At 49.3% G+C, this 15,667-nt stretch carries 13 protein-coding genes; 8 read left to right on the forward strand and 5 right to left on the reverse strand.

The features are described from left to right. The first annotated feature begins 149 nt into the window (after positions 1-149). Together map and glnD are read left to right on the forward strand one after the other, a co-directional pair. A complete protein-coding gene (gene map / locus EPV75_RS07085) occupies positions 150-956 on the forward strand; it encodes a type I methionyl aminopeptidase (protein ID WP_029938194.1) in 807 nt (268 codons plus the stop codon). A gap of 57 nt (positions 957-1,013) precedes the next feature. After that, on the forward strand, positions 1,014-3,686 hold the full coding sequence (gene glnD, locus EPV75_RS07090) for a [protein-PII] uridylyltransferase (protein ID WP_029938195.1): 2,673 nt from the start codon (positions 1,014-1,016) through the stop codon (positions 3,684-3,686). Between the two features lie 65 nt (positions 3,687-3,751). Here glnD and EPV75_RS07095 read toward each other — a convergent pair whose 3' ends face one another. Next, positions 3,752-4,135 (reverse strand): VOC family protein, encoded by a 384-nt coding sequence (locus tag EPV75_RS07095; RefSeq protein ID WP_128384924.1) that lies wholly within the window; start codon positions 4,133-4,135, stop codon positions 3,752-3,754. A gap of 100 nt (positions 4,136-4,235) precedes the next feature. Next, on the reverse strand, positions 4,236-5,135 hold the full coding sequence (locus EPV75_RS07100) for a DapH/DapD/GlmU-related protein (RefSeq protein WP_029938197.1): 900 nt from the start codon (positions 5,133-5,135) through the stop codon (positions 4,236-4,238). Between the two features lie 164 nt (positions 5,136-5,299). Here EPV75_RS07100 and EPV75_RS07105 point away from each other — a divergent pair, with 164 nt between their 5' ends. The 4 genes from EPV75_RS07105 to EPV75_RS07120 all read left to right on the forward strand — a co-directional run bounded on the left by EPV75_RS07105 (position 5,300) and on the right by EPV75_RS07120 (position 7,628). Beyond that, a complete protein-coding gene (locus EPV75_RS07105; protein WP_128384925.1) occupies positions 5,300-5,647 on the forward strand; it encodes an arsenate reductase in 348 nt (115 codons plus the stop codon). Positions 5,648-5,746: 99 nt separating this feature from the next. Then, complete coding sequence (gene dapE / locus EPV75_RS07110) at positions 5,747-6,883, forward strand: succinyl-diaminopimelate desuccinylase (RefSeq protein WP_128384926.1); 1,137 nt, start codon at positions 5,747-5,749, stop codon at positions 6,881-6,883. After that, positions 6,883-7,092 (forward strand): hypothetical protein, encoded by a 210-nt coding sequence (locus EPV75_RS07115; RefSeq protein WP_029938200.1) that lies wholly within the window; start codon positions 6,883-6,885, stop codon positions 7,090-7,092. Before dapE ends, EPV75_RS07115 begins: the two co-directional genes overlap by 1 nt. A gap of 47 nt (positions 7,093-7,139) precedes the next feature. Beyond that, on the forward strand, positions 7,140-7,628 hold the full coding sequence (locus EPV75_RS07120) for a Crp/Fnr family transcriptional regulator (protein WP_029938201.1): 489 nt from the start codon (positions 7,140-7,142) through the stop codon (positions 7,626-7,628). Positions 7,629-7,729: 101 nt separating this feature from the next. Here the strand turns inward: EPV75_RS07120 and EPV75_RS07125 are convergent, their stop codons facing one another. Next, positions 7,730-9,082, reverse strand: coding sequence for a sodium-dependent transporter (locus EPV75_RS07125; RefSeq protein ID WP_029938202.1), 1,353 nt, complete (start codon positions 9,080-9,082; stop codon positions 7,730-7,732). Between the two features lie 50 nt (positions 9,083-9,132). On the opposite strand from EPV75_RS07125, the gene murB reads away from it, so the two are divergent. Continuing rightward, positions 9,133-10,164, forward strand: coding sequence for a UDP-N-acetylmuramate dehydrogenase (gene murB / locus EPV75_RS07130; protein WP_029938203.1), 1,032 nt, complete (start codon positions 9,133-9,135; stop codon positions 10,162-10,164). Between the two features lie 51 nt (positions 10,165-10,215). On the opposite strand, the gene EPV75_RS07135 is transcribed toward murB, so the two are convergent. Together EPV75_RS07135 and nagZ are read right to left on the reverse strand one after the other, a co-directional pair. Beyond that, the gene (locus tag EPV75_RS07135) at positions 10,216-11,496 is read right to left on the reverse strand and encodes a mechanosensitive ion channel family protein (protein WP_225972278.1); all 1,281 of its coding nucleotides are present in this window, start codon (positions 11,494-11,496) and stop codon (positions 10,216-10,218) included. Further along, positions 11,493-12,566 (reverse strand): beta-N-acetylhexosaminidase, encoded by a 1,074-nt coding sequence (gene nagZ / locus EPV75_RS07140; protein ID WP_128384927.1) that lies wholly within the window; start codon positions 12,564-12,566, stop codon positions 11,493-11,495. The genes EPV75_RS07135 and nagZ overlap by 4 nt, the downstream gene beginning before the upstream one ends. Positions 12,567-12,927: 361 nt before the next feature. On the opposite strand from nagZ, the gene EPV75_RS07145 reads away from it, so the two are divergent. Further along, positions 12,928-15,633: an EAL domain-containing protein gene (locus EPV75_RS07145; RefSeq protein ID WP_128384928.1), complete on the forward strand. Its 2,706-nt coding sequence runs from the start codon at positions 12,928-12,930 to the stop codon at positions 15,631-15,633. Positions 15,634-15,667 lie beyond the last annotated feature (34 nt).

The following is a 15,667-nucleotide window of genomic DNA, read 5'->3' on the forward strand; positions in this document are numbered from 1 at the left end:
ACTCGGAAACAGCACCCCGTTTGATGTATCGGCAGGCGTGTGGATTTTCTGTTAAAATGCCTTTATTCGAAAAGGCGGCGCATTTATACCATGTGGCCGTTTTTTTTTCAAGATTTTTCAATCAAAAACAACTTAACTCTGGAAGCTCAATGGCCATCAAAATCAAAACCGAACAGGAACTCGAAAAACTGCGCGTCGCCGGAAAACTGGCCGCCGATGTACTTGTGATGATTGAACCCTATGTCAAACCCGGTGTTTCCACCGGCGAACTCAATGACATCATGGCCAAGTACATGACCGATGTTCAAGGAACGGTTTCCGCCACTCTGGGCTACCACGGCTTCCCGTCGGAAAGCTGCATCTCCGTCAACGACGTAGTTTGCCACGGCATTCCCGACCACGACAAAAAGCTGAAAAACGGCGACATCGTCAATATCGACGTCACCGTCATCAAAGACGGTTATTACGGTGACAACAGCATGATGTACGAAGTCGGCGAGGTCAAACCGTTCGCACACCGTTTGTGTCGCGTGGCCCATGAATGCATGTGGCTCGGCATTGAAGCCGTCAAACCGGGCGCCACTCTATACGATGTGGCCGAGGCCATTGAAACCCATGCCCACAACAATCATTTTTCCGTGGTCAAAGAATACTGCGGCCACGGCATCGGTTCCGAATTCCACGAAGAGCCTCAGGTCGTGCACTATACGCAGCCCGAACTGAAAGACATTGTCTTACAACCGGGCATGGTGTTCACCATCGAACCGATGATCAACCAAGGTAAAGCCAACGTTAAAACACTGGGGCCGAACAAAAAACACCCGGGCAATACCATTTTTCCGGTCAAAACGGCCGACCGAAAACTTTCCGCACAGTGGGAACACATGCTAGCCGTCACCGACGATGGTTACGAAATTATGACATTACGTCCCGGCGAAGAACCTGTCTTGCCTTAAAACGCCAGACATCTCGCCGACTTTTCGAACCAAATTGAACGACCAGAAGGATTCCGCATGCCGAGTGACACGCCTGCCACCACGCCCGACAACAACGAAAGCTCGATTCCCAGCTTCATTTACCAGCTGACGCATGCGGAACGCAACCAATCCCTGAGTGCGGGAAAAGACTTGCTGAAAGAATTCAACGAACAGCAATTCACTAAATTTGATCAGGGCCGCTCCATCGAAGCACTGATCAAAGAACGCACGTCCTTCATCGACCAGTTACTGAAAAAAATCTGGCAGCATTTTTTTCCGAAGGACGGCGACCACCGGCTGACCTTGATTGCCGTCGGCGGCTACGGCCGTGGTGAGCTGCAACCCTACTCCGATATCGACCTGTTGATTCTCGGCGAATCTTACGAAGCCCACCAACAAACCATCATCGAATTCATCACCTATTTATGGGACTTGGGATTCGAAGTCGGCCACGCAGTACGCAACCTGGAAGAATGCATCGAATCCGGGAAGGAAAACGTCTCCACCGCCACCAATCTACTCGAAGCGCGCTGGTTATCAGGGGATTACGAACAGTTCTCAGCCCTGCAAAACCTCTTCAACCTCAAAACCTTCTGGCCCAGCCAAGAGTTTTTCGAAGCCAAACTGGAAGAGCAAGCACGCCGCCATAAACGCTATCACAACACCCTGTACCAGCTGGAACCCAACATCAAAGAAAGTCCCGGCGGCTTGCGCGACATCCAGACCATTCTCTGGGTGGCTAAACGTCACTTCGGCGCCAGCTCCCTGCAGGAACTGATGCAACACAATTTCATCACCCTGCACGAATTTCAAGAAATTCAAGCGGCTTACCTCTACCTCAACCGCATTCGCTTTGCCCTGCACCGTTTGAAAAAACGTCATGAAGACCGTTTACTGTTCGACAACCAGCAACAACTCGCGGAAAAACTGTACCCCAACCTGTCCAGCGACGACAGTGTCAAGGCGGTCGAAGCTTTCATGAAACCCTATTATCAGAACGTGCATATTGTGGCACGTCTGAATGAAATCCTGTTACAGCATTTTAAAGAAGAAATTTTCCGCACCAGCGAAGACCACATCGAACAGATCAACCCACGTTTCCGTATCGTCAACAACTACCTTGATGTCACCAAAACCAATTTGTTCGAAAAAAACCCAACGGCACTGCTGGAAATTTTCATCATCATCGAAAACTACCAACATCTGATTCAGGGAATTCGTTCGCGCACCATCCGCTTGATTCGCAACAACCTGCACTTGATCGACGACCAGTTCCGCTCCGACCCGATCAACAAGGCGTTATTCATTGAAATTTTCCGCCAACCGAAAGGCGTCAATGCCGCACTCAAACGCATGTATGCTTATGGCATTTTGAGCGCTTACTTGCCGAGTTTCAAAAAAATTTCCGGTTTAATGCAGTTTAATATCTTTCACGCCTACACTGTTGATGAACATACCATTTTAGTTATCCGAAACCTGCGGCGTTTCTTCATCAACCAGTACGCTTACGAGTTCCCGACTGCGCACCAAATCGCCAAACAATTGTGCAAACCGGAGATTCTCTTACTGGCCGGTTTATTCCACGACATTGCCAAAGGCCGTAACGGCGCACACGAAAAACTCGGTGCCATTGATGCCAAGGAATTCAGCTTCAAACACAACCTGAACAAAAACGATACCGAACTCCTCAGCTGGCTGGTATTGCGCCACTTGGATTTCTCCTACGTTGCCCAGAAAAAAGATTTGTCCGACCCGGAAGTCATCGCTCAGTTCGCCGAAAAGGTCGGCACACAGGAACGCCTGGACTATCTCTACCTGCTGACGTTGGCGGATGTGCGCTCCACCTCGGATGATGTTTGGAACGACTGGAAAAACCAACTTTTCCTACAGCTTTACCACAACACCACCCAGGCATTGGACGCCACGTCGACCTTGCCGAGAGACCGTGCCAAACAAGCGATTTTCAATAAAGAAAAAGCCAGCGAATTTTTGAAGAGCAAAGGCCTGACACCACCGGAATTCCAAACCTTCTGGCAGTCGTTTGAACAAACCGATTTTTTCAACCGCCAAAGCCCCGGCGAAATCGCGCGCATCACCGAAGCGTTGCACGATGAAAGCGAAGATGAAATCAACGTACACCTGCAACCGACGACCTCTCGCGGCGCCACCGAATTGATTATTTACATGCACGACCGTGATTACCTCTTCGCGCAATTCACCCAGATTCTTGACAAACTCGGCCTGAACATCGTGGAAGCGAAAATCTACTCCGGCTCCGACAACATGACGCTGGTGATTATCTATCTGCTTAACCACGAAAGCCTGTCGATTACCGACGACATGATTCTGGCGGAAATCGAGGACACGCTGAAATACCAATTATTCCTGAAAGCGGACAGCACCCCGCAGCCGCAGCCGGAGCCCAGACGGACGCGAGCTTTCCACACGCCGACCGAAATTCAATTCCAAGAGTTGAATGAAGAGCTCACGGAACTGAGCATCACCACTAAAGACATCCCCGGCCTGCTGGCCCGCATCGGCCAAGCCTTCAAAAGCTGCCAGATTCGCGTACACGACGCCAAAATCAATACGGTAGGTGAAAAGGCGGAAGACGTCTTTATGATCAGTTCAACCAGCAACCACTCGATTCATTCCCATCATACGCAGGAAGCGTTAAAGGCCGCCCTGCTGGATAATATCGAACCTTAGAATATTCGGCATCCTTATTTCCGGCCAGGCCTGGCGAATTTCCATATTGACCAGGCCTGGTGCCTTTACACACTCGAACTGACTTCAAACAATTCAAACGCGTTATCATCCAAATCTTTGATAAACAAGGCTTTTCGACCGGAACGACTCCGTGTATAGGTCAAACCATGTTGTTGCAAGTGCGTTTCATAATCGACAATCGAATCCACTCGGAGTGCAAAGTGAAAATCCCGCCCACCATGTTCAGGCCGTTCAGACCCACTACTCGGGTTCGGTAATTGCATAATATGCAGACTTTGGCCATTGAATAAATCCAACCAGTAGCCCGGAAAGCCCAAATCCGGCCTTTCCAGAACCGACAAACCCAACAACCCCTGGTAAAAATGTAAACTGGCCTCCGCATCCGAAACCAGGATACTGACGTGATCCAACCCAATGACTCTGGCCATCTTTTTCTCCTATCTTTTTTTCAAAGGCCCATAAAAAACCCAGCGCAAAGGCTGGGTTCATTGTATTCAAACAACTGAAGGCGTTGTTATGAATTTGTCATCAGTCGTTACTGTGAAGCGCTTCGTTCAAACCGCCCCAAACCGTACCGTCCGTCATAATTGCCTGCACCTGACCGGTTTGACTATGACGACGGAACAACAGCTTGGATTGACCGGACAAATCACGGGCCGATACAATCGAACCGTCCGGCATCTTAACCTTGGTGCCAGCCGTCAAGTACAAACCGGATTCAATAATGCAATCATCGCCCAAAGAAATCCCCAAACCGGCATTCGCACCCAGCAGGTTACGTTGGCCCATGGAAATGACTTGTTTACCACCTCCGGACAAGGTACCCATAATTGAAGCGCCACCACCGATATCGGTGTTTTCACCCACAATCACTCCGGCACTGATACGGCCTTCCACCATGGAGTTACCCAGAGTGCCGGCATTAAAGTTACAGAAGCCTTCATGCATAATGGTGGTACCCGGTGCCAAATGCGCACCCAAACGAACACGGTCCGCATCCCCGATACGTACCCCTTCCGGAATCACGTAATCCACCATACGCGGGAACTTGTCAATCGAAGTGATCGTCAATTGAATCGGCTCGTCGGCAATCGCTTCACGTAGATTCTCCACCTCAGAAGGCAACACCGGCCCGGCACTGGTCCAAGCCACATTGGTCAACAGGCCGAAGACGCCGTCCAAATTGATGTCATGCGGCTTATAAGCGCATTCCGACAACAAATGCAGACGCAAATACGCGTCTTCCGCTGACGTCGGTGCATCGTCCACCGAAGCGATCTCGACCGTCACAAAATCGCTTTTAATGATGCCGGCCTTCAACGCCAGACAATTACGCGCGATTTCTTTGTTTGAACGTGGAAACCATACATCTAAAGTTGCACCCGTTTTCGCATCGCTATAACGATGGCCGATTCGTTTGATAGTCATAACACTCTTCTCTTAACATTCAAAATCAAAAACGCAAAGTATACCTTTTCTGACCAAAACAGAGAAGCCGTTCTGTCCGAGAAAGGCATCATCTTCCCCTTCAAACCTCCTTAAAATGCTTTAAAATAACGGATTGACTCAAATCGAACCTTGGAAAGAGCAGAATGAACCCCATCACGTTATACGGCATTCCCAATTGCGACACGGTACGAAAAGCCCGTAAATTTCTCGACACGCAACAGGTGGATTATCAATTTCACGACTTCCGTAAGAACCCTCTCACGCTGGAGACCCTTCAACATTGGCTGGCACAACAACCGATTGATGTTATCGTCAATAAACGCAGCACCGGTTGGAAACAGCTGAGCGACCAACAAAAACAACAGTTGATGGCCGGCGACAACCTGGAATTGCTCGCCGAGATTCCAACACTGATCAAACGCCCGGTGCTGCAAACCGAAACCGCTCTGTTGTTTGGTTTTAAAGAAGCCGACTATCAACAAGCGCTGTAAGCGTTGATTGTCAGAACAATCAACGCTTCTAAAACCACTGCCGAACACCTAAAATGAACGGTAAAAAAACCGATAATAACCAAACTTGCGACCGATAATATGACCGAAACCATTCAACTCGCCCGACAATTGATTCAAATCGAATCCGTCACCCCGGACGATAACGGCTGCCAACACGTGATTGCCGATTACCTTCGTCCTCTGGGATTCCAGATCGAACCCATGCCGTTTGGCGACGTGAGTAATTTGTGGGCCAGACGCGGTGAAACCGGCCCTTTCATCGTATTTGCCGGCCACACCGATGTCGTCCCCACCGGCCCAGCCGACCAATGGCAATATCCGCCATTTTCTGCGCACATCGATGACAAAGGTCAGTTATACGGGCGTGGTTCGGCCGACATGAAAAGCAGCATCGCCTGCTTTATGGTCGCCACCAAGCGTTTTGTGGCAAAACATCCCGATCCCAAGGGCTCCATTGGTTTCCTGATTACCAGTGATGAAGAAGGTCCGGCGGTGGACGGCACCGTTAAAGTTGTGGAAGCACTGGAAGCACGTGGCGAAAAATACGATTACTGCCTGGTGGGCGAGCCATCCAGTAGCCAGCAACTGGGCGATTCCATCAAAAACGGCCGTCGGGGATCGCTCAGCGGTCGCTTGACGGTGAAAGGCATTCAAGGTCACATTGCCTATCCTGAATTGGCTGAAAACCCGATTCATACGCTGGCCCCTGCGCTGAAAACCCTCACCGAAACGGTTTGGGACACCGGTAACGAATATTTTCCGCCGACCTCTTTTCAAGTCTCCAACATCCATGCCGGTACCGGTGCCACTAATGTCATTCCCGGCGACTGCGTGGTGGATTTCAACTTCCGCTTCTCCACCGAACAGACACCGAACAGCTTAAAACAAGCCGTGCACGCAATTTTGGATGGCTGCGAATTTCATTATGATTTACAATGGAATTTATCCGGACTGCCGTTTATTACACCGGCGGAAGGTAAGTTGATTCAAGCCGTTTCCAAGGCCATCAAGCAGAAAACCGGTTTGCAAACCCAACTTTCCACTGGCGGCGGAACATCGGATGGTCGGTTCATTGCCCAAACCGGCGCACAAGTCATCGAACTGGGCCCATTGAACGCCACCATCCACAAAATTGATGAACACGTGAGTGTGGACGACTTGAATCAATTGACGGATATTTACGAACAAACCTTGATTAACCTATTGGTGGACTGATGTTATCGATACTGCTGCAAATCCTGGCTCTGGTCATTTTCATCGCACTGATCTGGCCCTATGCCAAGCAGGAAAACTGGAAAGAAAAATTCATCGACAACAAACAAGCCCGTTCGATTCTCATCGTCTTTGTACTGATACTCTTGTTCACATTCGGACTGTCACTACTCTTCGAGAACTTTTACCCGATTGAACGACTTGACCGATAATGTTAAAAAGTAAAACAACAACAAGAAAAACGTTTAGGAGCCAAACCATGCCGAAACCAGCCGAAACCCAATTGATTGCCGAATCTGTACTCGGTGCCGACTTGACCCAAGCGGACTGCGAAGCCTTGTCCGAAATCGTGAAGCAACGCGTCCTGTCCAAAGGCGAAATCCTGTTTGAACCGGAGACACTGGACGGCAATCTATATATTCTGGTGGACGGTAAGCTGGAAATCCAAAAAGTCATCAGCCCGGAAAAGACCATTCACATCAATACCTTGAAAAAAGGAGCCTTGATTGGCGAGCTAAGCTTCTTGGATGGCATTGCCCACACCATGCGTCTGCAAGCTCAGAACGACGTTACGGTATTGATTCTACACCGTGATGAATTTGAAGCATTGGTCGAAAAAAATCCAAAGCTGATGTTCAATGTCATGCGCTCCATTCTGCGCTTTTCCCATCACCTGCAACGCCGGATGCTACAGGAAAATCTGGAAATGCAAAAACACATTCAAAGCAGTTACATGGCGCAATACTGAACCGCATTCCAACGGTTTTAAATAGCATCCACAAAAAAGCGGGCTTTTGCCCGCTTTTTTATATTCATTTTTATATTCAATAGTCGTCCATCACGAACAAATTACGTCACACTCTCAACGAATACAACAAACACCAGAACCGGTGCCACGAATTTCACCAGAACACCGTAAAGATTCGACCATTTCGGCGGCATCCCGGACTCCCCGTCACGCTGTTGCTGTGTCCAGACCCAGCCGACAAACAAGGCCGTGAACATTCCGCCCAACGGCAGCATGACATTCGACGTCAGGAAATCCATGGTGCCGAAGAAGGTCTTGTCCTGCAAAAAGTGGACGTTTTTCCAAAGGTTGAACGACAACACACTGCCCAATCCTAACGTCCAGGAAAATAACCCCAGCGTCCAGGCCGCTTTTCGACGCGTAAAGCCCCAGTTCTGTTCCAACCAACTGATGGCCGGTTCAATCATGGAAATCGCCGAACTCAAGGCGGCAAAAACCACCATACCGAAAAATAAAGTCCCGAAAAACCAGCCACCGGTCATTTGCCCGAACGCAATCGGCAAGGTCTGAAACAACAACCCCGGGCCGGAACCCGCTTCCAGGCCATTTCCGAATACAATTGAAAAAATCACCAGGCCTGCAATCAAGGCAATAATCGTATCCGCCGCCACGATCCACAAACTGGCGCGCACAATGGAGTAATCTTTCGGCATATAGGAGCCATAAACCATCATGGTTCCGAAGCCTAGACTCAGCGTGAAAAACGCATGCCCCAAGGCAATCAACACCGAATCGGTCGTCAAAGCGGAAAAGTTGGGTTTGAACAGGAATTCAAAACTCTGCCCCAAAGCACCGGTGGTGGTGGCATAGCCGAGCAAGACCAGCAAAATAATCAACAGCCCCGGCATCATGATATTGATAGCGCGTTCAATCCCGCTGCGCACCCCTTTCACCACGATGAGAATCGTCAGCAGCATCACCACCGAATGCCAAAAGGTCAAGCCGGATGGGCTGGCGACAAAATCATCAAAGTGCTGCTGAGCCTGATCCGCGTTCATGCCGCTGAAGACACCGAACAGACTGTCCACGAAATAAGCGATGCCCCAACCGGCAATGACCGAATAAAACGTCAGAATCAATAAACCGCCCATCACCGCATTGAACCCCAGCAGCACCCACAGTTTGCTGGAACCGGTTTCACGTACGATATTGGCGATGGCTTGCGGCGGACTGGCCTTACCGGCACGCCCCAGTGTGATTTCAGCGATGAGAATCGGCAGACCGATGAGCAGAATACAGAGCAGATAAACAATGACAAACGCGCCACCACCGTTTTCGCCGGTGATGTAAGGAAACTTCCAAAGATTCCCGAGGCCAACTGCCGAACCGATTGCCGCTAAAATGAAAATCGTTTGGGACGTCCAAGCCTGAGTTGAAAGTTTCAACTGCGCCATAAATATTCCTTTATAATAACCACACTCTTTGTTACAAAATTATAGCAGATATGCATATTCACGCGAATTATTCCCTAAAAAACCGGAATACGTTCAAAATCGACATCAAAACGCAGTATTTTGTCGAAATAAGCAAACAGTCTGACATCCCGATTTTGCGCTCCGACATGAAACTGTCGGCCATTCCGTGGGTGATCATGGGCGGTGGCAGCAATATCCTGTTTACGCAGGATTTGGAGAAGGTCATCGTCACCTGTCAGTACGATAAAATTCGCGTCATGAAAGAAGACGAAGACAGCATTTGGCTGTCGGTCGGTGCCGGCATGCCTTGGCACGATTTTGTAAAATACACGGTCGAACACGGTTATTGGGGCTTGGAGAACCTCGCCTTGATTCCGGGAACCGTCGGGGCCGCACCGGTTCAGAACATCGGCGCTTACGGTGCCGAAGCGCGCGATACCATCACCCGAGTGCAAACCCTCAACCTCTTCACCGGCGAACGTCGCGAATTCCGTAACAGTGATTGCCGCTTCGGTTACCGCACCAGCATTTTCAAGGAAGAACACGAAAACCGTTTGCTGGTCCACCGCGTGACGTTCCGTTTGAAAAAGCTCGAATCCGGCCAACCCAACCTGGTGTACGAACCGCTCAAGGAAGCCATCTTGTCGCATTATCCCGGTAAAGAAGGCTTAACCCCGCAGGATATTTTCGATGCCGTCGTCACCATCCGCCAGCAAAAGATTCCCGACCCACGCATTTACGGCAATGCCGGCAGCTTTTTCAAGAACCCCTTGATCACCGAAGAATACTACAACGAACTCACCGCCACCCATGGCGACATTCCACACCACAAAACCATTACCAATGAATATAAAATCCCGGCGGCTTGGCTGATTGAGCAATCCGGCTGGAAAGGTCGTAAACTGCGAAATGCAGCGGTTTCGGAAAAACATGCTTTGGTTCTGGTAAACCTGGGCGATGCCAGAGGTTGCGACATCGTCCGCTTGGCGGAATGCATTCAAGAAGACATTGACCACAAATTCGGTATCCACCTGGAAAAAGAAGTCATTGTCATGAAATAAGGGCGCTGTTGCGCCCTTATTTTGTCTAGCCCGTCGGCCTGAAACCAAACGTTATTTGTTTGTCGGGATTTCCGCCAGGCCTGGCGGTTCCAGCTTCACGCTGTCTTCCACATACAAAGTACGGGTCGGGAAGGCCATTTCCGCGCCATGACTGGCCACCACATCGGCAACCTTCAATAATACATCTTCCTGGATCTCTTGATAACGCACCCATACAGTCGTTTTCGTAAAGGTGTAAATCATAATATCCAGAGTGGAATTGTTGTAGGCCACAAAGTTCACAAAAGTGGTCTGATTCTGATCAATTTCCGGGTGATTTTTCAGCATTTCTTTAATACCTGACGTCACCGCGGCCATTTTGTCAATATCGCAATACCGCAACCCAATGACCTGTTTGATTCGGCGATTCGTCATACGCGACGGATTTTCGATGGAAATAGTCGAAAAAATACCATTGGGAATGTACAGCGGGCGCTTGTCGAACGTTCGCACCACAGTCAAACGCCAGCCGATGCTTTCCACCGTACCTTCGATTTCTTTATCCGGTGAACGAATCCAATCTCCGGTACTGAAAGGTTTATCCCAATACAGCATCAAGCCACCCAATACATTACCAATGACGTCTTTGGCGGCAAAACCGACCGCCATGGCACCCACACCACCGAAGGCGATCAAACCGGCCAGGTTCACACCCATCTCACTCAACACAAACAGCCCCGTCACCACGAACACCGTGAGTTTGAACACCTTGGCACCCGCTTCGACCGTCACCGAATCCCAGCGTGAGTCCTTCCGCTCCAAGCGTTTGAGGTGAATTTCAATGTGCCGCACCCAGCGCACCGAGAACCAAGCCACGGCAATCACACCGAGGGTGGACTTAAATTCTGTAATATAAGGCTTGAGTTCGAGCAACACCCTGAAATGGTTCATCATGGTGATGATGGCCAGCGTCAAACCGGACAACCAGATATAAAATGAAACCGGTGCTTTCAAAGACTTGGTAATGCTGCCCACAAAACGTTTTTTGTGCTTGTCTAAATAATAATCCACCCCACCGATGGCAATTCTAAACACCACATCCACCACCAAGGTGATGGCAAAGACAATCAGTAACAACAGCAACCAGATTTGCCCGCCGAACAATTCGGCCAGATAACGCCAAGCTTCCGGAAAAACGTCGATTGTACTGGTGAAAGTGTTTTTCGCGAAGTCCTCGAACAGCGTCTCTTCATCTTGATTCAGCGCTTTTTCGATTCCCGAATTCACAAAAGGGCCGCCAAGCGACAGCAACGTTTCGTTCAAAAAACCGATAATGGACATGAGGATATTCATACTGTAAAGGCCTGCTGATTTTCTTCATTCATAAAATGCTCGATACGTGCCGACGCCGATTGCCATAACGGATTTGTCAGCAACTGATGCTGCTGCAGTTTACCTTTGCCGTGCAAACGAATCAAACGGGCATGGGAAACCGGACCGGTATCCCAAGCCACCTCCGTCAAAACCTGATCGGCCGAGACCGGGTCATTACACACCAACACCAAATCACAGCCCGCTTCCAAAGCCGCTCGCACTCGGGTAGGCGCATCACCGAATTCGGTGGCGGCATGCATCGACATGTCATCACTGATAATGGCGCCTTCAAAGTGGCACTGGCGTCGCAGCACATCTTGTAACCAGGTTTTGGAAAACCCGGCCGGTAAATCATCGACTTTCGGGTAACGCACATGCGCCGGCATCACTGCATCCACACCATATTCAATCAGTTTTAAGAACGGCTGAATATCGGTTTGCAGAATGGTATTGAAATCGCGTTCGTCGACTGCGACTTCCAAATGGGTATCGGCTTGAATGTAACCGTGCCCGGGGAAATGTTTGGCCACCGAGGCCATCCCGGCTTTTTTCATACCGGAAACCAGATGCTGCGCCAGCTTCCCCACCACCAAAGGATCGGCATCAAAGGCTCGGTCACCGATGACGCGACTGTCACCGTAATCCAAATCCACCACCGGCGCAAAACTGAAATCGATACCCACGGCCAGTAATTCCGCTGCCATCAGCCAACCGACACTCTCGGCCAACTCCTGTGCCTGCTTTGGATGTTGATGATACAAGTCTCCAATCAATCCCATCGGTGGCAACCGTGTAAAACCATCTCGAAAGCGCTGAACGCGTCCACCTTCATGATCGACACCAATCAACAGTTTCGGGTGACGTAACTGATGAATCTCCCGAGTCAGAGCCATCAATTGTTCCACCGATTCAAAGTTTCGGCTGAACAGAATCACCCCACCGACCAACGGGTCCATCAAGCGTTCACGCTCGTGCGGCTGCATCTGCGTGCCTTCCAAGTCGACCATTACACAGCCCAACGGCATGGACTCACCAAACAATTTTTCCATATGCTTCCGTGTTTACCTTAAATACCTGCCACGATTATAACCGTTTCACGTCAAAATGCAGTCTCCCAGCCATTGAAAATCCTGGACGAAACTTGAACGCCGGTACCGAACCATAAATTTTGGTTATTCTTGATTTAAAACAGCCTTTGTGACATTCGCTTCACATTTCCATATAAAGTTTATGCAAACTTCGTTATAATTTTCTGAAAAGCACTGCGAGCCGGTCACGTCAAATGCATAAGAAAAAAGTAAAGACGTTATAACAACAAAAACGACCAGGCCTGGACAATTTTCCTGATGTATCGACCCGGAACAGTCGAAAACCCTGCAAGGTGTTTGAAAGGATTCAAACCGAACGTTTATGCCCCAGAAGAACCTGATTATCCCCACCCTGTTTTCCTTACTGATTCTATCGCTTTTGCTGGTGAGCATTCACTTCTATACCGAAAAGCGCACAGAAGAAGTCACCCGAGAAAAATACGAAAACAAAGCCCTGGAAGTCCAAAACCTAGTGGATACGCTGATTCAAGGCCAAAAGGACAAGATGACGTTCATCGCACTTTCCTTAGCGCAGGACTCCCAACTCAAAGACGCCTTATTGAATCAAAACACGCAGCTTTCTTATCAAGATTACTTGAAAACACTTTCGCAACACTCTGATTTAAAAAACCTTTGGCTGCATATCGTCGACAATACCGGCCACAGTTTCTACCGTAGCTGGACGGATAAACGCGGCGATAACATTCTGGAAAAGCGCCGTGATTTGCAAAAAATGCTACAGGAACCGACGGTTATTGAAACCATCAGCACCGGCATTTTCGATATGACCTTCAAATCCAGCGTACCGATTTACGACAATGACCGTTTTATCGGTGTTTTCGAAGTCATCGGCAAATTCAATTCCATTGTCGAAAAGCTCAAAAGCCGTCACATCGAAAGCGTTTTGCTGGCCGATAAACACTACCGGGACCAAATCAAATTTCCGTTTTCCAAACGCTTCCTCAATGACTACTACTTGGTTAACGGCCAAGCACAGACGGCTCACCTTCAAGAAATCCTCGACCATAATCTACTGACGTACAGCCAATCCCACCATTACTACATCGACACCGCCGACCAGCAGCTAATCAGTTTCTTTAAGTTGCCTAATATCGACGGCGAACCAATGGGACATTTCTTCTTTTTCTACCCGCTGGATTTGATTGATGTCAGCTCACAGCAGCTGAAGCCGTTCAACCTTTATATCTATACGATTCTGGTTTACCTGTTCCTGCTCGGCGGCTATTTCTACTGGGCCAATAAAAACCGTACCCGTGAAATATTCGAATTCAACCGCCACCTGTCGAAAACGGTAGACCAAAAAACGCAACAACTGTCCACCCAGAAATACTTCCTGCAAAACGTTATCGATGGTGTGTCCGACGCCGTCACAGTGTACGATAGAACCCTTTCGACCTCCCTGATGAACCATGCGGCTCGTGCCCTCCCCGAACTGAAACTCAGTCAACATCTGCTGAATAACCGTGACACCGTTACCATTCAAGACAACGAGCCGCCCGCTTTAAAACTGGCGGCCCAAAGCTTTGAATCCGGCCGCTCGCAAAAAACGGTTTTGCATTATCTTGACCCTCAACTGAAAAAACATTATGTCGAACTGACCACCACGCCCATTAAAAACAGTCGACACGAGGTGACCTCCGTCATTCAATTGGGGCACGAAATCACCAACTACCTGGACATTCAGGAGCAATTACAGCAACAGAAAAACGACCTGGATTTCATCGCCTACCACGACCCTTTGACCGACTTGCCGAACCGCATTTTGTTCTTGGACCGATTGAATCAAGCCATCAACCAGGCACAGCGCAATAACGAAAAAATCGCCTTGTTGTTCATTGACCTGGACCGTTTCAAGGAAATCAATGATTCGTTCGGCCACAACAGCGGTGATGAAGTATTGATTGTCTGCGCCGAACGCCTGCAAAGCTGTATTCGCAAAATCGATACCGTGGCCCGCCTCGGTGGCGACGAATTCACCATCCTGCTCGATGCTCTAAAGAGCAATAACGTCATCATTAACATCGTCGAGAAAATCATCAACCACTTGTCGGCCCCGATTTACCTTGGTGACGACGTCTTCCACGTCACCGCCAGTATCGGTATCAGCCTCTTCCCGAACGATGGTCAAAACGCCGAACAGTTGCTCAAAAATGCCGACGCCGCCATGTATAAAGCCAAAGACGATGGAAAGAACACCTATCACTTCTACACCAAAGAAATGACCGAACAGGCTTTCGAACGTATCTTCATGGAAAACAATCTTCGTGAAGCCCTCAACCGTAACGAATTCGAAATGTATTATCAGCCGCAATACGACTCCAACACCAACGAAATCGTCGGATTCGAAGCCCTGGTACGCTGGAACCACCCGGAACGAGGCCTGATTCCGCCGCAACAATTCATTCCTGTGGCCGAAGAAACCGGCCTGATTGTGCCACTCGGCCGTCAAATCATCGACATGGCCACAACGGCCATTGCCGAATGGCAACGCAGCGGCTTGACGAAAGCCAGAATGGCCATCAACGTGTCCGCCAAACAATTGCGAGACGCCAGCTTTACCCAAACGCTCAGCGCCATTTTGGATAAGAACCAATGTCTGCCCGAATGGCTGGAATTGGAAATCACCGAAAGTTCGGTCATGAAGAACACGGAACACACCATCAAGCTGTTGCATCAAATCCGCCGCCGCGGCATCACCATTTCCATCGATGATTTCGGCACCGGCTATTCCTCCTTGGCCTACCTGAAAAAGCTACCGATCAATAAGGTGAAAATCGACCGTTCTTTCATCTGCAACCTGCCGGAAGACAAGGATGATGCGGAAATCACCAAGGCCATCATCTCCATGAGCCAGAGCTTGAATTTGGATATTATTGCGGAAGGAATTGAAACCGACGAACAGCGAGCATTCGTCAATTCGGAAGGCTGCTATATGATTCAGGGCTACTTATACAGCAAACCCGTCACTTACGATGACATGACCGCCAAATTGAAAGGCGAGGCTTAAGGAACACTTTCGGCTCCCAGAGCCAGATAAAATA

Origin of the sequence: Hydrogenovibrio thermophilus (genome assembly GCF_004028275.1) — a bacterium.
In the GTDB taxonomy this organism is placed as follows: Bacteria; Pseudomonadota; Gammaproteobacteria; order Thiomicrospirales; family Thiomicrospiraceae; genus Hydrogenovibrio; species Hydrogenovibrio thermophilus.